Origin of the sequence: Mesorhizobium sp. M8A.F.Ca.ET.181.01.1.1 (genome assembly GCF_004792025.1) — a bacterium.
Lineage (GTDB): Bacteria > Pseudomonadota > Alphaproteobacteria > Rhizobiales > Rhizobiaceae > Mesorhizobium.
Genome location: NZ_SRTV01000004.1, coordinates 248,148 through 267,532 on the forward strand (window position 1 = coordinate 248,148; position 19,385 = coordinate 267,532).

At 64.8% G+C, this 19,385-nt stretch carries 17 protein-coding genes; 16 read left to right on the top strand and 1 reads right to left on the bottom strand.

The window, feature by feature from the left end:
* Positions 1 to 230 precede the first annotated feature (230 nt).
* Genes EN824_RS17040 through EN824_RS17070 form a run of 7 tightly spaced genes read left to right on the top strand, consistent with a single transcriptional unit; the run spans position 231 to position 6,541 of the window.
* A complete protein-coding gene (locus tag EN824_RS17040; protein WP_127277763.1) occupies positions 231 to 1,502 on the top strand; it encodes an extracellular solute-binding protein in 1,272 nt (423 codons plus the stop codon).
* A gap of 48 nt (positions 1,503 to 1,550) precedes the next feature.
* Complete coding sequence (locus tag EN824_RS17045; RefSeq protein ID WP_127277764.1) at positions 1,551 to 2,483, top strand: sugar ABC transporter permease; 933 nt, start codon at positions 1,551 to 1,553, stop codon at positions 2,481 to 2,483.
* Entirely contained in the window at positions 2,480 to 3,334 is an 855-nt protein-coding gene (locus EN824_RS17050; protein WP_127277765.1) for a carbohydrate ABC transporter permease, read from the top strand. Before EN824_RS17045 ends, EN824_RS17050 begins: the two co-directional genes overlap by 4 nt.
* Positions 3,331 to 4,071, top strand: coding sequence for a PIG-L family deacetylase (locus EN824_RS17055; protein ID WP_127277766.1), 741 nt, complete (start codon positions 3,331 to 3,333; stop codon positions 4,069 to 4,071). Before EN824_RS17050 ends, EN824_RS17055 begins: the two co-directional genes overlap by 4 nt.
* Complete coding sequence (locus tag EN824_RS17060) at positions 4,068 to 4,943, top strand: ROK family protein (RefSeq protein ID WP_135916177.1); 876 nt, start codon at positions 4,068 to 4,070, stop codon at positions 4,941 to 4,943. The genes EN824_RS17055 and EN824_RS17060 overlap by 4 nt, the downstream gene beginning before the upstream one ends.
* Entirely contained in the window at positions 4,940 to 5,710 is a 771-nt protein-coding gene (locus EN824_RS17065; RefSeq protein WP_127870578.1) for a GntR family transcriptional regulator, read from the top strand. The genes EN824_RS17060 and EN824_RS17065 overlap by 4 nt, the downstream gene beginning before the upstream one ends.
* A 39-nt stretch (positions 5,711 to 5,749) precedes the next feature.
* Positions 5,750 to 6,541 (top strand): SIS domain-containing protein, encoded by a 792-nt coding sequence (locus EN824_RS17070; RefSeq protein WP_127277802.1) that lies wholly within the window; start codon positions 5,750 to 5,752, stop codon positions 6,539 to 6,541.
* A gap of 42 nt (positions 6,542 to 6,583) precedes the next feature.
* On the opposite strand, the gene EN824_RS17075 is transcribed toward EN824_RS17070, so the two are convergent.
* Complete coding sequence (locus EN824_RS17075) at positions 6,584 to 7,255, bottom strand: FCD domain-containing protein (RefSeq protein WP_127277803.1); 672 nt, start codon at positions 7,253 to 7,255, stop codon at positions 6,584 to 6,586.
* A gap of 222 nt (positions 7,256 to 7,477) precedes the next feature.
* On the opposite strand from EN824_RS17075, the gene EN824_RS17080 reads away from it, so the two are divergent.
* From EN824_RS17080 to EN824_RS17120, 9 genes are all read left to right on the top strand, one after another.
* Positions 7,478 to 8,356 (top strand): fumarylacetoacetate hydrolase family protein, encoded by an 879-nt coding sequence (locus EN824_RS17080; protein ID WP_127277804.1) that lies wholly within the window; start codon positions 7,478 to 7,480, stop codon positions 8,354 to 8,356.
* Positions 8,353 to 9,132 (top strand): alpha/beta fold hydrolase, encoded by a 780-nt coding sequence (locus EN824_RS17085; RefSeq protein WP_127277805.1) that lies wholly within the window; start codon positions 8,353 to 8,355, stop codon positions 9,130 to 9,132. The genes EN824_RS17080 and EN824_RS17085 overlap by 4 nt, the downstream gene beginning before the upstream one ends.
* 52 nt (positions 9,133 to 9,184) lie before the next feature.
* Entirely contained in the window at positions 9,185 to 10,525 is a 1,341-nt protein-coding gene (locus EN824_RS17090) for an amidohydrolase family protein (RefSeq protein ID WP_127277806.1), read from the top strand.
* 50 nt (positions 10,526 to 10,575) lie between these two features.
* Positions 10,576 to 11,577 carry a branched-chain amino acid ABC transporter permease gene (locus tag EN824_RS17095; RefSeq protein WP_167531366.1) on the top strand — a complete coding sequence of 334 codons (1,002 nt, stop codon included), beginning with the start codon at positions 10,576 to 10,578 and terminating at the stop codon, positions 11,575 to 11,577.
* Entirely contained in the window at positions 11,574 to 12,602 is a 1,029-nt protein-coding gene (locus EN824_RS17100) for a branched-chain amino acid ABC transporter permease (RefSeq protein WP_127277808.1), read from the top strand. Before EN824_RS17095 ends, EN824_RS17100 begins: the two co-directional genes overlap by 4 nt.
* Before the next feature lie 58 nt (positions 12,603 to 12,660).
* Positions 12,661 to 13,902: an ABC transporter substrate-binding protein gene (locus tag EN824_RS17105; protein ID WP_245511736.1), complete on the top strand. Its 1,242-nt coding sequence runs from the start codon at positions 12,661 to 12,663 to the stop codon at positions 13,900 to 13,902.
* Positions 13,903 to 13,915: 13 nt separating this feature from the next.
* A complete protein-coding gene (locus tag EN824_RS17110) occupies positions 13,916 to 14,713 on the top strand; it encodes an ABC transporter ATP-binding protein (protein ID WP_127870585.1) in 798 nt (265 codons plus the stop codon).
* The gene (locus EN824_RS17115; protein ID WP_127277811.1) at positions 14,706 to 16,922 is read left to right on the top strand and encodes an ABC transporter permease; all 2,217 of its coding nucleotides are present in this window, start codon (positions 14,706 to 14,708) and stop codon (positions 16,920 to 16,922) included. Before EN824_RS17110 ends, EN824_RS17115 begins: the two co-directional genes overlap by 8 nt.
* A gap of 89 nt (positions 16,923 to 17,011) precedes the next feature.
* Positions 17,012 to 19,198: a flotillin family protein gene (locus EN824_RS17120; protein ID WP_127870586.1), complete on the top strand. Its 2,187-nt coding sequence runs from the start codon at positions 17,012 to 17,014 to the stop codon at positions 19,196 to 19,198.
* Positions 19,199 to 19,385: the final 187 nt, after the last annotated feature.

Genomic DNA, 19,385 nt, shown 5'->3' on the forward strand with positions numbered 1-19,385 from the left:
ACTGGCACCATCTTTCCATGGCCACCACAGTGAGATATTTAGTTATTCAAAAACAATAAGTTATTAGAATTGATTGAATCAGATCATTCGACGATGCCGTTCTGAGGGAAAATGACACCTCTTGCTAACAACGCTATGTCGTTATAATGACTTAGGCCGAGCGAATGACTCTCGCGCGGCATCGAAGTGTCGCGGGACGCCAAGGACAGAGAAAAACGGGAGAACTGGCAATGAGCATGCTTTCAATTCACCGGCGCGCCGCGCTAGGGCTGATCGGCGGCCTTGCCGCCGCCTGCGCGGGCATCTTCACGACCCTGCCGGCCAGGGCCGACAGCACGGTGACATTGTGGAGCTGGCGCACCGAGGACGAGGCGGCGATGCGCCGCATCTTCGACGCCTTCGAGGCCAAGAACCCCGGCATCAAGGTCAACATCCAGTTCACCCCGGATGCCGACTACCAGAACCGGCTGAGCACGGCGCTGCGCGGCGGCCGCGGGCCTGATATCGCCCAGCTCAAGGCCTATGGCGAGTTGCAGCCCTTCGTCGATGCCGGCTATCTCGACGTGCTCGACGACAGCGTGCCGGAATTGAAGAACATGCCGGACGCAGCCCTTGGTGGCGCGCGCGGCCGCACCGACGGCAAGGTCTACGGCGTGCCTTATTCGGTGCCGATGATGGGGGTGTTCTACAACCAGGATATCTTTGCCGCGCAAGGCATCGAGATCCCCAAGACCTACAAGGATTTCGTCGCCGCCTGCGAGAAGCTGAAGGCGGCCGGCATCACCCCGATCGCCACCGGCGGCGCCAATGGCTCCGCCTGGGAACTGGAGATCGGCGTCGGCGTCATCGGCCCGACCGTCTACGGCCCCGGCTTCTACGACGAGATGATGACCGGCAAGGCGACCTTCGAGGACCCCCGCTATGTCGCGGCACTGAAGCGCTTCGCCGAGCTGAAGCCCTATTTCCCCGACGGCTTCGCCGGCATCGACTACACCACGGCCACGCAGCAGTTCATCGGCGGCAAGGCGGCGATGTTCCTCGGCGGGTCCTTTGAGAACGGCAGTTTCAAGGCGCAGAATCCGAAGCTGAAATTCTCCATCTTCCCATTCCCGGCCGACGATGCCGGGACCAAGCTCTATACCTCGGCCTTCTCGGACGGCTCCTACGGTCTCGTCTCCGAGAGTCAGAACAAGGAGGCCGCCACCAAGGTGCTTGGCTTCATGGCCTCGGCCGAATTCGCCCAGCTGTTCGCAGACGAGCTCGGCTGGCCTCCGGCCCGCACCGATGTGACGGTGAAGGATCCTGTGCTGGCGCAGATGATGGAAATGTCGAAGAACTCGACACCCTATCTGACGCTGGTCGGCTTTCGCTGGCAGTCGCCGACGGCCTCCTCGGTCTTGCAGTCGGAGATCATCGACATGGTCGAAGGCAACATCGCACCCGAGAAGCTGGCCGCCGATATTCAGGCCGCCGTCGCCACCTGGTTCAAGCCGAAGCAGTGAGGAGCCGGGCCGGTCGCATCGCGGCCGGCCTCTCGCCGGACAGAACGTATGGCCAACCTTCACCGTACAAGCAGCCTGAAACGCACGCAGCAGCGCATGGCCGTGCTTTTCATCCTGCCGGCGCTGGCCGTCTATGCGCTCTTCGTCCTCTATCCCCTGGCGATGTCGCTGTGGGGCAGCTTCTTCATCTGGAAGGGGCTGCGCATGGTCGAGTTTGCCGGTTTGTCGAATTTCTCGCGGCTGTTCGTCTTCCCGAGCGGCGCGCGGCTCTACGGCGCGCTCTGGCACAACACCGCCTGGTTCTTCGGCATCATGGTCTTCCAGAACGGCATCGGTCTTTTGTTCGCCTGGCTGCTGTTCCTGCGCGACAGGGGCGCGGCCTTCTTCCAGTCGGTGTTTTTCTTTCCGGCGGTGCTGAGCCCGGTCATCGTCGGTGCGCTGTGGCGGCTGCTCCTGGCGCCCGGCGGCGTAGTCGAATGGGCGCTGAACGGGCTTGGCCTGCATGAGGGCAGCCTCACCGTGCTCGGCAACAGCCACACGGCCCTCGGAATGCTGATCGCCGTCGACGTCTGGAACTGGATGGGCTTGCCGGTGCTGATCTACACGGCCGGCCTGCGGCAGATTTCCGGCCAGATCTTCGAGGCGGCCAAGCTCGACGGCGCCGGCAATGCACGCATGCTGTTTTCGATCGCGCTGCCGCTTTTGATGCCGGCGCTCGGCACGCTGACGACGCTGTCGTTTATCAACACCTTCAACCAGTTCGACATCGTCTATGTCATGCAGGGCGTGCAGGGCAATCCGAGCTACGCGACCGACACGCTGGTGACCTATTTCTACCGGCTGGCCTTTGGCGCCGAGGGCGCTGTCGGCATCACGGATATCGGGCTGGCGCTGGCCTTGGGCACCGTACTGTTCCTGATCCTCAGCATCGGCACGCTTCTGATGCTGCGCTTCTTCGATCGCCGCACGGTGCAGTTGTGAGCGCGCTGGCGATCCCGCACAGGACCTTCTCGCCGAGACTGGCGCGGCTGCCCGGCTGGACGGTGCTGGTCTGCTGGACGGCCGCGGTTCTGCTGCCGCTCTACATCCTCGTCGTCTCCTGCTTCAAGACGACCGCCGAGATCTATGACAATCGGCTCGGCCTGCCGCAAAGCTGGGCCTTCGACAATTTCGTCCGGGCGTGGACGCGCGCCGATCTCGGCCACAATTTCATCAACAGCCTGATCGTCACCGGCGGCGCGGTCATTCTCACCATCGTCGTCTCGGCGATGGCCGCCTATCCGCTCAGCCGCTACCGGCTCGGCTGGAATGCCATCATGCTCGGCCTGTTCCTGTCGGGCATCATGCTGCCGATCAGGCTGGCCTCGGTCGAACTGTTCACCTTGATGCGCAAGCTCGGCCTGCTCGATTCGCTGACCGGGCTGATCCTCGTCTATTCGGCGATCCGCATTCCCTTCGCCGTCTTCATCTTCGCCAACTTCATGCGCGTGTTGCCCTCCGAACTCGACGAGGCGGCGCGCATGGATGGCGCCGGCGAGGTCCGCATCCTGTTCCAGATTATCCTGCCGATGGTGAAGCCGGCGGTGTCGATCGTCGCCATCTTCACGGCGATCGCTGTGTGGAACGACTTCTTCTTCCCGCTGATCTTCATCTTCGACGACCGCTACAAGACCGTGCCGCTGGCGATCAGCGTCTTCGTCGGCCAGTTCCGCACCGACTGGGGCCTGGTCTTCGCCTCGCTGGCGATCTCCATGGCGCCCATCCTGATCATGTATTGTCTGCTCGCCCGCCAGATTCGCGAAGGCGTCGGCGCCGGGGGAGGCATGAAATGATCGAAGACAGGATCTACGCCGCAAGCTCCATCCTGGTCGTCGGCGCGCACGCCTTCGATGCCGAGGTGATCGCTGGGCCGCTGGCCGCCGCCGCCGTTAAACGCGGCGCTTCGGTGACCTTCCTGCACCTGACCATGGGCGAGCAGGGGCATCCCTGCCTCATCCCCGCGCATTATTGCGTGCAGAAGGAAGAGGAAGCGGGCAGGGCCGCCGAGCGGCTTGGTGTCAAGGTGCGCAGCCTCGGCCTGCGCGACGCCTTCCTGCCGTCGGACGACGAGACGGCGCTCGAGGTATGCGACATCATTCGCGAACTCAAACCCGAGATCGTCATCACTCATTGGCACGGCAGCTGGCACAAGGACCATCGCGCCGCCGCGCATCTGACGCAAACCGGCATCTTCTACGCCGCCCTGCCGACGGTAGCCAGCGACAACCCGGCGCACACGCCGCAACTGCTCCTGTTCGGCGAGAACTGGGAGGATGATGACGGTTTTCGGCCCGAACATCTCGTCGATGTCAGCGACGGCTTCGAGGCCTGGAGCGAGGCGGTCAAGGAGTACGAGTTGGCGCGGGGCCTGAGCAGCTTTCCCTATGTCGATTACTACAGCGCGCTCTACCGGTTGCGCGGCTGCCTGCGCGGTACGCGTTACGCACAAGCCTTCGCGGCGGCGTCGCATTCGTGGAATGCCGGCAGCGGCCTGTTCGCGCCGCCGTTCGGCAAGGGGCCCGGCCGATGACGCGGGTTCTGGCCATCGATCTCGGCGGCACCAATCTGCGCGCCGCCGTCTTCACCGGCGATGTCGGCGCGCTGGACATGCCGAGCCGCGAGCCGGCGCCGGCAAGCCTTGATGCGTTCGTCGCCCGCATCCAGGCGCTGCGCGCTGGAGCCGGGGCGGTCGAGGCGCTCGGCATCGCGGTGCCCGGGCTCGTCGAAGGTGTCGTCTGCCGCTGGATCCCGAACCTGCCGTTTCTCGACGGCGTCGACGTCCAGGCCCTGTTTCCAGGCCTGCCCGTGGCGCTCGGCAACGACGCGCAGATCGCGCTGCTGGCGGAAGCCGTCGAGGGTGCGGCAAAAGGCATGTCGGATGCGATCCTGCTCGCCATTGGCACCGGCATCGGCTCGGCGGTGCTGGCCAACGGCCGCATCGTTGCCGGCGCGCATGGCGGCGCCTGCTCGTTCGGCTGGGCTTGCGCCGACATCAAGGATCATGGCGAGGAGCGCAGCGGCTGGCTGGAGCGCGTCGCCTCGGGCCGGGCGCTCGATGCGCTTGCCGGCCAGATCGGCCTCACCGATGGCCGCCAACTGATCGCCGCCGCTCAGGCAGGCGAACTCGCAGCGCAGACCTTGCTGGAAGTGCCGGCGCGGCGGCTCGGCACGGCGCTGGCCGGGGCCGTGGCGCTTCTCGATCCGCAGGCGGTTTTGATTTCGGGGGGACTGGCCGAGGCGCTGGAGGTGATGCGGCCGCCGCTGCTTGCCGCGCTGCGGCGTCAGTTGCCGGCGCATCTGCGTGGCATCGATGTCCGGCCCGGCCGGTTCGGTCCGGGTGCCGGTCTTGTCGGCGCGGCGCTGGCTGGTCGCGCCGGGAAAGAGTGGAGACAGGTGCGATGAGCGAAGCGAGCTTTCAGCAGCCGGACCGCAGACGCCCGGAGCCGCTCTGGTATCAGGTCGAGGAGGCGATCCGCGCCATCGTCAAGAGCGGCGAATGGGCGACCGGCGACCAGATCCCGGCGGAAGACCGGCTGTGCGCTCTGTTTGGCGTCAGCCGCATCACCTTGCGCCATGCTCTGCGCAATCTGGAGGAAGGCGGGCTGCTGCGGCGCGAGCATGGCCGCGGCACCTTCGTGCGCTCGACCACGCTGGTGGCCGGCACGCGCGAGCTGACCAGCTTCACCCAGGAAATGGGCAATATGGGCGTGGTCGCCGGCTCGCGCCTGCTCGATTGCAGCCTGACGACGGCCAATGCTGCGGCGGCCGGCGCGCTGGAGATCGAGGAAGGCGATCCGGTGGTGCGCATCCGGCGTCTCAGGTTGGGCAACAACGAGCCGATCGGCATCCAGACGGCGCAGCTTTCGGCGGCGCGCGTGCCGGGGTTCCTCGACGCCGGCCTGCTGCAAGGCTCGCTCTACGAAGCGCTCGAGCGTCACTACGGCATCGTGCCGGTGGCCGCGCGGGAAAACTACCGCGTCGGTGCCATTGGCGCGGCGGACGCCGAGCTGCTCGACCTGCCCGCCGGCAGCCCCGCCTTCATCGTCGAACGCATCACCACCGACGAGCGCGGGCCTTTCGAATTCACCGTCTCCATCATGCGCGGCGACCGCTACGAAATCCGCTCGACACTGCGCGCCGGGCGCGTCCCTTCGAACCCGCGAAGCTGATCCACCCTCCCAAGCAGACACTTAAACAGGAGTACCCACGTGTCCGATCTCTACATCCACCGTCTCGCCGCTCTCATCGACAAGGCAGCGAAAACCAACGAAGAGGCCTTCGGCGAGGCCTCCACCCGCTTCGCCGATTCGCTTGAAGGCGGCGGTCTGGTCCATCTCTACGGTTCGGGCCATTCGGTGCTGCCGGTGCAGGAAGTGTTCCCGCGCTACGGCAGCTATGTCGGCTTCAATCCGCTGACCGACCCGCGCGTGATGTGGCACAACGTGCTCGGCGCCGGCGGCGTGCGCGAGCTTCTGTGGCTGGAGCGGACCGAAAGATACGCCGAGAAGTTCCTCGATCACCAGCCGCTCAACAAGGGCGATTCCATCATTATCTTCGGCCATAGCGGCCGCAATTCGTCGGGCATCGACACCGCGCTCTACGCGAAAAAACGCGGCATCTTCGTCGTCGCGGTGACCAGCAAGAACAATCTCGACAAGCCTGCCACGCATTCCTCCGGCAAGCGGCTGGCGGATGCGGCCGATCTCGTCATCGACACCTGCTCGCCGATCGAGGACGCCATCGTGCCGGTCGAGGGCTGGAGTCGTCCGGTGTCCGGTTCGTCGACGGTGCTCGCCATGATCCTGGCGCATGAGCTGATTGCCCGCACCGCCGAGCAGCTCGCCAAGCGCGGCATCGAACTGCCGGTCTTTGCCTCGCCGACGATCGCGGGCGTCACGCTGCACGACACCGACGTCATCTACGGTGTCTACCGCGAACGCATGCTGGAAGCGCAGAAGAAGCACCTGCCGACTTTCCAGGCAACGATGCGCGGCGAGTGATACTAGGGGCGGGGGAGGCGCTGCCGCGCCTTCCCGGCGCGATCACCGCCCCAAAAGATTGCGCTCGACGGTTTTCAGATGCGCCAGCATGGCCTGGCTGGCGCTCTCCGGATCGCGGCGCAGCAGCGCGTCGAGAACCGTCTGGTGTTCGCTGCAATAGATGCCGCGGCGCTCCTCGGAAAAGGAGCGCTTCTTCATTTCGAACCACGGTGCCTGATTGCGCAGGATGCGCATCAGATTGTGGATCTCCTTGAGGAATTCGTTGCGCGAGCAGGCGAAGATGCGGTGATGGAACTCCGCGTCCCAGTGTTCGAAGGTCGGCATGTCCTGCGCTTCGCAGGCGATCTTGTGCGCCTCGCGCACCGCGTTGAGCTCCATGGCGCTGGCATTGGTGGCGGCGAACGATGCCGCCGCCGGTTCCAGCAGCTGCCGGATCTCCATCATATCGGCCGGGCTGGTGCCTTCCATCCGGCCGACAACCGCCGCCATCGAGGCTGGATTGGTGGCGGTCAGGAAAGTTCCGCGCCCGACATGGCGCACCACCGTGCCGTCCTCCTCGAGGAAGGAAACGGCGCGCCGCACCGTGTTGCGCGCGACACCGAACTCGCTCGCAAGATCGCGTTCCGGCGGCATGCGGCCATTCTCGATCCACTCGCCCGAGGAGATGCGTTTTTTCAGGACGGTGGCGATATCGTTGGCGACGAGCTTTGGCATGCCTGGCAACTTTTATCTGATCCGATACTGAACCACGCATATCAGCTTCCTGCGCCGCCGTCCATTACGCAGCGCCGGTGCGAGTCCGCTTAAACTGGCCTATCGGGGCCGGATACTTTTGGTACGATCAGCCGAGATTCCACTTGCGGCCTAAACCAATCGGCGATAGCGTGTAGCGAAAGAGCAAAAAATTGGCTCAATATTGGTTCAGGGAGGAACTGGATGCGGGTCGCGACTTTTTCGATATCGGGCGAACGTCGCGTCGGTCTGGTCGACCTCGATGCCCAGACCATCGCGCCTTTCGATTTTTCGGTCGACCAGGCCATGTCCGGCATCTTGGCGCTGGTCGAGCGCAACGGCGCCGGCATCCCGCGTACCTTGTCGCCGATCCCGCTTGCGCAGGTCGAGATCGAGGCGCCGATCCCCCAGCCGCGCCGCAACATTTTCTGTGTTGGCAAGAACTATCACGAGCACGCGCATGAGTTCGCCCGCTCGGGCTTTGATTCCAGTGCCGGCGCCGGCGCGATCCCGAAGCACCCGATCATCTTTTCCAAAGTGCCGGAATCGGTGGTCGCCAACCATGCCAGCGTGCTGATCGATCCCTCCGTCTCGACGGCTATCGACTACGAGGCGGAACTCGCCGTCATCATCGGCAAAGGTGGACGCGGCATTTCCAGGGAGAACGCGCTCGATCACGTCTGGGGCTACACCATCGTCAATGACGTCACCGCGCGCGACCTGCAGGGCAAGTACAGCCAGTGGCTGATCGGCAAGTCGCAGGACACGTTCTGCCCGATGGGCCCCTGGGCGGTGACCAGGGACGAACTCGACCTGGCGACCGCCGGAATAAGGTGTTTCGTCAACGAGGATCTGCGCCAGGATTCCAGGATATCGCTGCTGATCTTCGATATTCCCACCATCATCGCCACCCTGTCGCAGGGCATCACGCTGAAGTCCGGCGACATCATCGCCACCGGCACGCCGGTCGGCGTCGGCATCGGCTTCGATCCACCGAAATACCTGAAGGCTGGCGACGTTGTGCGCATCGAAATCGACGGCATCGGCACGCTGGAAAACCGCTTCGCGGAGCATGCTCAATGACGACGGTGACGGTTGGCCAGGTCGTTGCCGAAACTGTCGGCGAGGGGGCTGCCGTGGCGATGATCCACGGCCTTGGCGGCACCTCGAACATGTTCCAGCCGCAGATGGCGGCATTGTCCGCCTATCGCGTCATCCGGCTCGATTTGCCGGGCTCCGGCCGTTCGCCGCGTCCGATCGAGCCGCTGACCATCGAAGGCATGAGCGAGGCGGTGATCCGCGCCTTGGCCGGCATGGGGGTCACGTCAGCCCATTTCGTCGGCCATTCGATGGGCACCATCGTCTGTCAGCAGATCGCGGCGGCGCAGCCTTCGCTGGTTAGGTCGCTCGCCCTGTTTGGGGCCTTGGCCGAGCCGACCGAAGCGACACGGCAAGGGCTCGGCAAGCGGGCGCAACTGGCGCGCTCGGGCGGCATGGCCGACATAGCCGACCAGATCGTCGCCAACGCGATCTCGGCACACAGCAGGGAAACCTCGCCGGCGGCAGTCGCCTTCGTGCGGGAATCGATCACGAGGCAGGATCCCGAATCCTATGCCCGCACCTGCGAGGCGCTGGCCAAGGCGACCGCCGTCGATGCGCGCCGGATCTCGGCGCCGACACTGCTGGTCACCGGCGATGCCGACACGGTCAATCCGCCCGGCGTCGCCCAGTCGCTTGCTGATAAAATCAAGGGCGCCATATTCTCGTCGCTGGATCGGTGCGGACATTGGGCAACGGTCGAGAGCCCGCGCGAAAGCACCCAAAAGCTCGCTGATTTTTTGAGACGGGTTGATAGGTGAGGAATTCTGATCGGGCGTAAACTTATGCGCTCGGCAAGTTGGGAGGCTTGTGATGGCAGACGACAGCTGGAACGGCAACGGCTCGGGCAGCACGCTGTTCACCAATGTGCGCGTGCTCGACGCAACTGGTGAATATCCCTACACCGGCGAGGTGCTGGTGCAGGGCAACCGCATCAAGCAGATCACCAAGGGTTCGTCGCGCTTCGGCTCGTCCTCGTCGTCTTCCTACAGCGGCGGTGCGGCGGGGGGAGCAACCATCATCGACGGCATGGGCGCGACGCTTATGCCCGGCATGATCGACGCGCATCTGCACCTGTCCTGGAACAACGCGCCCGGCATCGATCCCATCCAGATGATGGAGGTCGAGGAACACATGCTGGTCACCATGGAGATGGCCAAGCTGGTGCTCGACGCCGGCTTCACCGCCGGCCGGGGCGCTGCCGCTGCCAAGCCGCGCCTCGATGTCGTGGCCAAGAAATTCATCAACCAGGGCCGTTTCCCCGGACCACGCTATCTCGCGGCGGGTCCCGAGATCACCACGGTCGGCGGTCTCGGCGATTCAGCGCCCTCGCACATTCCGCATGAGGGGCTGAACCTCGGCCTCGTCGTCTCCGGCCCCGAGGAAATCCGCCGCACCGTCCGCCAGCTGATCAAATACGGCGTCGATTCCATCAAGCTCAATTTGTCCGGCGAGAGCATCACCGGCATGGGCGCCGAGGAAACGCCGATGTCGGAGGAGGAGGTTGCCATGGCCGCCTCCGAGGCGCGCTGCCGCAACAAGGTGCTGTCGGCGCATGCGCGCTCGTCCGGCTCGGTCAAGCAGTGCGTGCGCCACGGCATCCAGAACATCTATCACGCCTCCTTCGCCGACGAGGAAGCGCTCGACATGCTCGAGGCGGTCAAGGACAAGCATTTCGTTGCGCCCGGTATTGCCTGGCTGATCAATACCGCGCGCCATGCCGAGCAATGGGGCATCAAGCCCGGCTCGCCACTCTCGCTCGAATATGAGCGCGAACTCGAAATGTGCGTCGACACGATGAAGAAGATGCATCGGCGCGGCATTCGTGTGTGCATCGGCGGCGACTACGGCTTTGCCTGGACGCCGCAAGGCACCAACGCCAAGGACATTCAGACCTTCGTCGAGATGCTCGGCTTCTCGCCGATGGAAGCGATCCAGGCCGGCACCAAATATGGCGGCCAGATCATGAACATGGGCGACGAGCTCGGTCTGATCAAGGAAGGCTACCTCGCCGATATCCTGCTCATCGACGGCGATCCGATCTCGGATGTGCGCATCCTGCAGGACAAGAACCGCATCCTCGCCATCATGAAGGACGGCAAGTTCCACAAGGCGCCGCGCATGAACGAGCAGCGCCGGCGGCTGACGGCATGAGCCTGCTCGACCAGCCATCCTCGTCGTCCGGGCTGTCCTCGGGCGATGGCATGACGCGCGGGCAAGCGTGGGGCCTTGTTGGCCTGCTCGCCGCCGCTGTCATCGCATGGCTGGTCTTTGCCGTCTGGCCCGATTGGCTGAACGCCATCCTGATCTCGAAGAAGGCTTTCGTCAGCGCCATCCTCAACGGCATTACGCTGGCCGGCCTCTATTTCCTCGTCGCCTCGGGCTTCACTCTGATCTTCGGCCTGATGCGCAACGTCAATCTCGCACATGGCTCGCTCTATCTGCTCGGCGCCTATATCGGCTACGAGGTCACCAACCGCACCGGCTACTGGCTGCTCGGCGTCGCCGCCGGCTTCGCGGTGCTGGCCATCGTCGGCGTCGTCATGCAGGTCTTCGTCTTCCGTCGCCTCGAAGGCGACGACCTGCGGCAGACCCTGGTGTCGATCGGCATTTCGATCGTCGCCGCCGACCTGATGCTGGCGGTGTGGGCCGGCGGCACTTACCAGATCACGACGCCGGAATGGCTCGACGGCGCCTTGACCTTGCCTGTCATCACGGCGGTGCGTTCCAACGGCGCCTCGGTCTTCCTCACCTATCCGCTCTACCGCGTCGTCGTGCTGGCGGCGGCGATCGTCATCGGCGTCGGCCTCTGGCTGATGCTGCACAAGACCCGCGTCGGCATGATGATCCGCGCCGGCGTCGACGACCGCGCCATGCTGCAGGCCTCCGGCGTCAACGTGCACGCGGTGTTCGCCATCGTCTTCGCGGTTGGCGCAGGTCTTGCCGGTTTTGCCGGCGTCGTCGGAGGGTCGGCACTGTCGGTCGCGCCCGGCGAGGACGTGCGCTACCTCCTGGCGTCGCTGGTCGTGGTCATCGTCGGCGGCATGGGCTCGATCACTGGCGCGGCCATCGGCGCGCTGCTGATCGGGCTGGCCGAACAGATCGGCCTCGTTTATTTCCCGACCTATGGCATCGTGCTGACCTTCGTCATCATGGTGGTGACGCTGGCGGTCAGGCCGCAAGGCATCATGGGGAAGGCAAGATGAGCCTCGCCATCGCCACCGACAGCACCACCACACAGCGGAACTGGCTGGAGAAGCTTGGCGCCGGCAACATCATCCTTGCCGTCGCACTGGTACTTTATCCATTGGTCGCGTCCGATTTCTTTCTGACGCAGATCGGCGGCTATTCGCTGATCTTCGGCATGCTCGGCCTGTCGCTGATGCTGCTCGCCGGCTATGGCGGCATGGTCAGCCTGGCGCAGATCACCGTTGCCGGCATATCAGCCTATGCCATCGCCATCCTCGGCAACAACAATTCCAATATCCTCGGTTTCGGCTGGCCGTGGTGGTTGGCGGTGCCATTCGCCGTGCTCGCGGCGGCGCTGGCATCGGCGCTGATCGGCTGGATCTCGGTGCGCACCGAGGGCATCTACACGATCATGATCACGCTGGCGATCGCCACCGCGACCTACTATTTCGCCCAGCAGAACTACGCCATCTTCAACGGCCATTCCGGCTATGCCGGCATCCGCGCGCCGGCCTTCTGGGGCATCGGTTGGCGCGACGCCAAGCCCTTCTATTACCTTTGCCTCGGCCTGGCGGCGCTGTGCTACGCGGCGGTGCTTTATGGCTCGCGCTCGACCTTCGGCATGACCTTGCAGGCGATCCGCGACAACCCGCGCCGCATGCGCGCGCTGGGCTACCATGTCACCGCGCACAAGGTGTTCGCCTGGCTGCTCTCCGGCGTCATCGCCGGTCTGGCGGGCGTGCTGCTGGTCTGGTTCAACGGCCGCGTCTCGCCAGGCACTATCGGCGTCGATGCCGCGATCGATGTCTTGATCATCGCCGTCATCGGCGGGCTGCGCCATCCGATTGGGCCGTTCCTCGGCGCGCTCGTCGTCGTCCTGATGCAGACCTTCGCCATCGACATCGTCGGCGCTGAGCGGTTCAACACGCTGATCGGCCTTGTGTTCCTGGTGATCGTCTTCGTCTCACCGGACGGAATTCTTGGGTTGTGGGGGAGGATCAAGCCACATCTTGCCCAGGAGTCCTTGCGTCCCGGCGCCTAGCGACCGGGATGGAATGAACCACTGCAAAACGAAATCAACGGGAGGAAAAAACATGAGGATGCATAGACGTACCTTACTGGCGCTCGCGGTGTTCACCGGGCTGACCGCGCCGTCGATGGCGCTGGCCGCCGACGACACCGTCAAGATCGGCCTGCTCGCCACCTTCGAGGGACCGTTCACGGTGCTTGGCGAGGACGGCGAACGCGGCGCCATGACCGCGGTCGAAGAGATGAAGGGCATGGTCGCCGGCAAGAAGATCGAGATCGTCAAGGGCTCGTCCGACGCCTCGCCCGACAGCGCGGTGCGCGCGGCGCGCAAGCTGGTCGAGCAGGACGGCGTCAAGGTGCTGGTCGGCCCGCTTTCGGGCGACGAAGGCATCGCCGTCAAGGACTACGCCAAGACGCAGCCGAACGTGACCTTCATAAACGGTACGTCGGCCGCGCAGGACACCACTTTGCGCAATCCGGCGGAAAACTTCTTCCGTTTCTCCACCGACGGCGCGCAGTGGATGGCCGGCCTTGGCACCTATGCCTTCAAGGACAAGGGCTATAAGAAGGTCGCCACCGTCGCCGAGGACTATTCCTTCCCCTACACGCAGGTGTTCGGCTTCATGGCCGAGTTCTGCAAGGCCGGCGGCCATGTGCCGTCGAAGTCGTGGGTGCCGATCGGCAACAAGGATTTTTCGTCGGTCATCGCAGCCATTCCCGAGGACGTCGATGCGATCTATGTCGCGCTCGGCGGCGCCGACGCCGTCAACTTCCTGACCCAGTACCAGCAGGGCGGCGGCACCGCGCCGCTGATCGGCGGTTCGATCACCGTCGACCAGACGGTGCTGACTTCGAAGGGCAAGCTGAAGGACGTGCTCAAGGGCACGCCATCGGCCGGACCGACCGCCGACACCAATGACGCGCCGGCGTGGAAGGCGTTCGTCGAGGCCTACAAGAAGCAGCCTGGCGCCTTTCCGTCGCCCTCGCTCTTCGCCCATGGCTATTATGTCGACATGAAGGCGACATTGCTCGGCCTCGACCAGGTCGGCGGCGATGTCTCCGACGGCGGCAAGAAGCTGCGCGACGCGCTGTCGAAGCTCTCCTTCGACACGCCGACCGGCAAGGTGTCGCTCGACAAGAACCGCAACGCCATCGCCGACATCTTCCTGACCGAGGTCACCGAAGGTGCCGACGGCAATCTCCTCAACAAGCTGGTCAAGGTCGTGCCGCAGGTCAACCAGACGCTCGGCATTCCCGAAGACGAGTTCATGAAGCTCGGCGCGGTCAACCGCGACAATCCGAGCTGCCCGTAACAGCCAATATCGAATGCAGCCGCCAGTGACCGAAAGCCTCGCAGCAAACCGCCTCCAGAGCACCGGTGCCTATGCGCTGGAGCTCGATGGCGTGGCGCGGCATTTCGGGGCGCTGGTGGCGCTCTCGGGCATCACCATGAGGATCGCGGCCGGAGAACGGCGCGCGGTCCTCGGCTCCAACGGCGCCGGCAAGACCACGCTGTTCAACGCCGTGACCGGCGACTTCATGCCGACGTCAGGGCGCATACGCTTCTTCGGCGAGGACATCACCGACCTGCCGCCGCATGAGCGCATCCGGCGCGGCCTGCGGCGCACCTATCAGATATCGCAATTGTTCAAGGGCCTGTCGGTTCTCGATTCCATCTTCCTTGCCTGTCGCGGCGTCTCGAGGCGGCGCTTCTCGCTGCTGCGGCCGGCCGCGTCGGACGTCAACATGGTGCAGGCGGAATCGATCCTCAACGCCGTGCATCTGGAAACCTATCGCGACACGCTGGTGGCGACGCTGAGCCATGGCCAGCAGCGCCAGCTGGAGATCGCCCTGGCGCTGGCTGGTGCGCCGCGCTTCATCCTCTTCGACGAGCCGGCGGCTGGCCTGTCGCCAACCGAGCGCCGCGACCTCGTCGCCATCCTCAACGCACTGCCCAGGCATATCGGCTACATCATCATCGAGCACGATCTCGACGTCGCGCTGCGCGTCTCGGAATATGTCTCGATGATGCACAATGGCCGCCTGTTCAAGGAAGGCACGCCGCAGGAGATCGAAGCCGACCCGGAAGTCCAGGAGATCTATCTCGGGGGCAAGCATGGCTGAGCGTGCCGGGAAGACCGCCAAGGCAATGCTGCGCATAGAAGACCTCCAGGTCTTTTATGGCGAAAGCCATGCCTTGCAGGGCGTTTCGCTGACGCTGGAAAGCGGCGTGCTGTCGGTGGTCGGCCGCAACGGCATGGGCAAGTCGACGCTCTGCAACACCATTGTCGGCCTGAAGCGCGCGAAGTCCGGCTCGATCCGCCTCGACGGCCGCGAAATCACCTCGCTTGAGCCGCACGAGATTCACCGTCTCGGCGTCGGCTATGTGCCGCAAGGCCGCCGCGTCTGGCCGAGCCTGACGGTCGACGAGCATCTGCGCCTCGCGGCCGGCAACAGGCGCGACGCCTCCTGGACGGTCGAACGGGTCTACCAGACCTTTCCGCGTCTGGCCGAACGCCGGACAAATGGCGGCTCGCAGCTTTCGGGCGGCGAGCAGCAGATGCTGGCGATTTCGCGTGCGCTGCTCAGCGATCCCAAGCTGTTGGTGATGGACGAGCCGACCGAAGGGCTGGCGCCGGTCATCGTTGACCAGGTCGAAAAAATGCTGGTCGATCTCGCCGCCGAGGGCGAGATGGCGGTGCTGGTCATCGAGCAGAACATCGGCGTGGCGACCTCGGTGTCGAACCAGGTCGCCATCATGGTCAACGGCCGCATCAACCGGCTGATGGACGCCAAGGCGCTGGCCGCCGACCGCGAACTGCAGCAGCGGCTGCTTGGCGTCGGCCGCCACGCCGAGGAAGCGCCCGTCACGCTGGCCGAAGCCGCGCAGGCCAGGGAGCAACTGGCGAAAGTCTATCGCGTCGACCGTACCGGCACCGCATCGGGCGAGCCGATGCCTCAAGACGGCGTCTACCGACCGGTCGTCGAACTGCCCAACCGCTGGAACGTCCCGGTCACCGAATTGCGCCAGGCGGCGGTCGACAAAACCGCCCCGCAGGACGATCCGAAAAAAATCTTCGCCATCCCCTTTGCCGAGCGCATCGGCAGGACCGTGCTGGTTGTCGGCACCTTCGATACCAAGGGCAAGGAATTGCGCTTCATGGCCGACCGGCTGAAGGCGCTGGGCCTGCCGGCGCGTACGGTCGACCTGTCGACCTCGGGAAAACCGACCAGCGCCGACGTTCCGGCCATGCAGGTCGCCGGCATGCATGTGCGCGGATCCTCCGCCGTCTTCACCAATGACCGCGGCGGTTCGGTCAGCGCCATGGCGGACGCCTTCGCACGCTGGATCGAGCGCGAGCCGCGCATCGGCGGCGTGATTTCCGCCGGCGGCTCCGGCGGCACAACGCTGGCCACCGCAGGCATGCGCGTGCTGCCCGTCGGCATTCCCAAGCTGATGGTGTCGACGGTGGCGGCCGGCGATGTCGCCAAATATGTCGGCGGCGCCGACATCATGATGTTCCATTCCGTGGCCGATGTGCAGGGGCTGAACTCGATTACCGAACAGGTGCTCTCCAATGCCGCGCACGCCATGGCCGGCATGGTCGCGCAACTGCCCGATGCCGAGGCCTGGGAAGCCAAGCGCAAGCTGGCGCGGCCGGCGGTCGGCATCACCATGTTCGGCGTCACCACGCCTGCCGTGCAGGCGGTGACCAGACGACTCGAAGCCGACTATGACTGCCTCGTCTTCCACGCCACCGGCATAGGCGGGCGGGCGATGGAAAACCTCGGCGATTCCCGGCTGCTGTCAGCCTTCATCGATCTCACCACGACCGAAGTGGCCGACATGATTGTCGGGGGCGTCTTCCCGGCGACGCAGGATCGCTTTGGCGCGGCGATCCGCACCGGACTGCCCTATGTCGGCTCGGCCGGCGCGCTCGACATGGTCAATTTCGGCCCGCGCGACAGCGTGCCGGACAAATTCCGCAGCCGCAAATTCGTCATCCACAATCCCAACGTCACACTGATGCGCACGACGCGTGACGAGAACCGCGCCTTCGGCGAATGGATCGGCGCGCGGCTCAACGCCATGAACGGCCCGGTGCGGTTCCTGCTGCCCGAGGGCGGCGTTTCCATGCTCGGTGCGCCCAGCCAGCCCTTTCATGATCCCGAGGCTGACAACGCTTTGTTCGAAGCGATCGAGAGGACCGTTCGCCAGACGCCGCAGCGCAACGTCGAGCGGGTGCCGGCCAACATCAATGACCCGGCCTTTGTCGACGCGGTGATCTCAGCGTTCCACGCCATCACGCCGAAGCTGCAGAGGCGGGCATGAAGAATTGGACTTCGCCGCCCGACGGGTGGATGTTTGAAAATACTGCCGGTCGCCTCGCGCCGACCGCATTGTCTTGGGGAGGATAGATCATGGACGCGCAGACCTTTGGCGCTTTCCTGTTGTGGCTGATCATTGCGGCGATCGTCGTCGTGATCGCCGTCTACATCTTGCGCTGGCTCTATCGCCGCTCGACCAAGGAGACGGCGTTCGTGCGCACCGGCTTCATGGGCGAGAAGGTGGTGGTGAATGGCGGCGCTTTCGTCATTCCGGTGCTGCATGAGATCACCCCGGTCAACATGAACGTGCTGCGCATCGAGGTGCGCCGCGAGGACGCGCTGGCGCTGATCACCCGCAACCGCATGCGCGTCGACCTGATCGCTGAGTTCTTCGTCCGCGTCGGCGCGCATCGCGAACTGGTGGCCGCCGCCGCGCAGACGCTCGGCCGCCGCACGCTGCAGCCCGACAGCCTGCGCGAATTGCTGGAAGGCAAATTCGCCGGCGCGCTGCGCACCGTCGCCGCCCAGATGACGCTGGAAGAAATGCATGAACTGCGCGGCGACTACGCCGCCAAGGTGCGCCGGTTGGCGGAGGAGTCGCTCGCCGCCAACGGGCTCGAGCTCGAAAGCGTCGCCATCGTCGATCTCGACCAGACCAGTCTTGAATATTTCGACCCGTCCAACGCCTTCGACGCCGAGGGCCTGACGCAACTGACCGAATCGATCGAGACCCGGCGCCGCATGCGCAACGAGATCGAGCAACGCACGCTGGTCGATATCCGCAACCAGAACCTCGACACCCAGCGCAAAGTGCTGGAGATTGACCGCGACACCGAATATGCGCGCCTCGAACAGGAGCGCGAGGTCGAGATCCGCCGCGCCGCGCAGCGTTCCGAACTCGCCATAGAGCGCGCATTGCGCGACCAGGAGTCCGAACAGGCGCAGCTTTCCTCGCGCGAGGCGGTCGAGAAATCGCGCCTCAATCAGGAGCGCAACATCACGCAGGAGCGCATCAACAGCGAGGAAGAGACGCAGCGCCGTGAGATCGCCCGCCGCCGCTCGCTCGACGAGACCGAGATGAAGATGCGCGAACTGACCGAGCGCGAGCAGATCGCACTCGAATTGTCGCTGGAGAAAGCCCGCATCGAACGCGAAGGCGCGCAGCGTGAACTCGAAATCCAGCGCAAGAAATTGCTCGAGGTGGCCGAACTGGAGCGGCAGATCGCACTCGCCGAAAAGGCGCTCGAGGTGACGAAGGCGGAAGCTGAGAAGCGCCGCGCCGAAATTTCCGAGAACCAGGCGACCGAGACCGCACGCATCGCGCAGGAGCGTGCGGTTGATGAAGTGCGGATCGCCAGGGAGCGGCATCTCGAAGCGCTTCAGATCGCCAAGCGGCAGGCCTTCGAGGAGGCCGAGATTTCGGCCGGAGAGGAGGTCGAACGGGCCCGCATCACCACCGAGCGCGGCATCGAGGAAGCGCGGCTGATCAAGGAACGCGACATCCGCCAGCTTGGCGTCGACCGCGACCAGAAGATCGAAATCGCCGAAATCCAGAAGGCGATCGACATCGCCAAGAAGACGCAGGAGCGTTCTTCCGCGATCGCGGCGTCCGAAGCCGTGCGCGCCAAGGCCATCCAGGCCGAGGAACAGGCCTTCACTGCCCGCGAACGTGAAATCGCCGAGCGCCGCAAGCTGACCGACCTGATCGGCGCGCAGCGCGAGGCCGAGCGCGAGGCGCTGCGAGTCACATCCGCTGCCGACGCCGAGATGAAGGCGGCCAAGAGTCTGGCGGAAGCGCAGAAGATCGCGGCGCTGGCATCGGCCGAAGCGGAGAAGATCCATGCCCTTGCCGCGGCACAGCGTTACGAAGTCGACGCCGCCGGCAACCGCCAGCTCAATGAGGCCGAGAACCTGTTGTCCAGCGAGGCACGCGCCGGCCGCCTGCGCGGCAAGCTGCTCGACCACATGGAAGGCATCATCCGCGAAAGCGTCAAGCCGATGGAGAAGATCGACGGCATCAAGATCCTGCATGTCGATGGCATCAATGGCGGGCAGGGCGGTAACCGCAACGTCACCGACGAGGTCATCGACTCCGCGCTGCGTTATCGGGTGCAGGCGCCGATGATCGACAATCTGATGAAGGAGATCGGCATCGAGGGCGGCTCGCTCGGCCGCATGACCGACGTGCTGCGCGACGCCAAGGACATTTCCAGCCTGACCCGCGACAAGAAGGGCAAGGGCAAGGGCGCCAAGGACGACGATGACGACCGCGATCATTGAGGTGAACATCTGCGCTGCCCCTCACCTGCCTGCCGGCATCCTCTCCCCGTATAGTGACGGGGAGAGGGGCGCCGTCATCGACGGTTTCGCCAGCAGCCAGCGTTGCAAGGTGGGCGCCGAGGTAGCGGCCAGCCTCTTTCTCCCCGTCACTATACGGGGAGAAATGTCCGGCAGGACAATGAGGGTC

Bases quoted from the DNA above. Each gene is read 5' to 3' on its own strand.
- EN824_RS17040 (WP_127277763.1), top strand. From the start codon at position 231: ATGAGCATGCTTTCAATTCACCGGCGCGCCGCGCTAGGGCTGATCGGC.
- EN824_RS17045 (WP_127277764.1), top strand. From the start codon at position 1,551: ATGGCCAACCTTCACCGTACAAGCAGCCTGAAACGCACGCAGCAGCGC.
- EN824_RS17055 (WP_127277766.1), top strand. From the start codon at position 3,331: ATGATCGAAGACAGGATCTACGCCGCAAGCTCCATCCTGGTCGTCGGC.
- EN824_RS17060 (WP_135916177.1), top strand. From the start codon at position 4,068: ATGACGCGGGTTCTGGCCATCGATCTCGGCGGCACCAATCTGCGCGCC.
- EN824_RS17065 (WP_127870578.1), top strand. From the start codon at position 4,940: ATGAGCGAAGCGAGCTTTCAGCAGCCGGACCGCAGACGCCCGGAGCCG.
- EN824_RS17075 (WP_127277803.1), bottom strand. From the start codon at position 7,255: ATGCCAAAGCTCGTCGCCAACGATATCGCCACCGTCCTGAAAAAACGC.
- EN824_RS17080 (WP_127277804.1), top strand. From the start codon at position 7,478: ATGCGGGTCGCGACTTTTTCGATATCGGGCGAACGTCGCGTCGGTCTG.
- EN824_RS17085 (WP_127277805.1), top strand. From the start codon at position 8,353: ATGACGACGGTGACGGTTGGCCAGGTCGTTGCCGAAACTGTCGGCGAG.
- EN824_RS17090 (WP_127277806.1), top strand. From the start codon at position 9,185: ATGGCAGACGACAGCTGGAACGGCAACGGCTCGGGCAGCACGCTGTTC.
- EN824_RS17095 (WP_167531366.1), top strand. From the start codon at position 10,576: ATGACGCGCGGGCAAGCGTGGGGCCTTGTTGGCCTGCTCGCCGCCGCT.
- EN824_RS17100 (WP_127277808.1), top strand. From the start codon at position 11,574: ATGAGCCTCGCCATCGCCACCGACAGCACCACCACACAGCGGAACTGG.
- EN824_RS17105 (WP_245511736.1), top strand. From the start codon at position 12,661: ATGCATAGACGTACCTTACTGGCGCTCGCGGTGTTCACCGGGCTGACC.
- EN824_RS17110 (WP_127870585.1), top strand. From the start codon at position 13,916: ATGCAGCCGCCAGTGACCGAAAGCCTCGCAGCAAACCGCCTCCAGAGC.
- EN824_RS17115 (WP_127277811.1), top strand. From the start codon at position 14,706: ATGGCTGAGCGTGCCGGGAAGACCGCCAAGGCAATGCTGCGCATAGAA.
- EN824_RS17120 (WP_127870586.1), top strand. From the start codon at position 17,012: ATGGACGCGCAGACCTTTGGCGCTTTCCTGTTGTGGCTGATCATTGCG.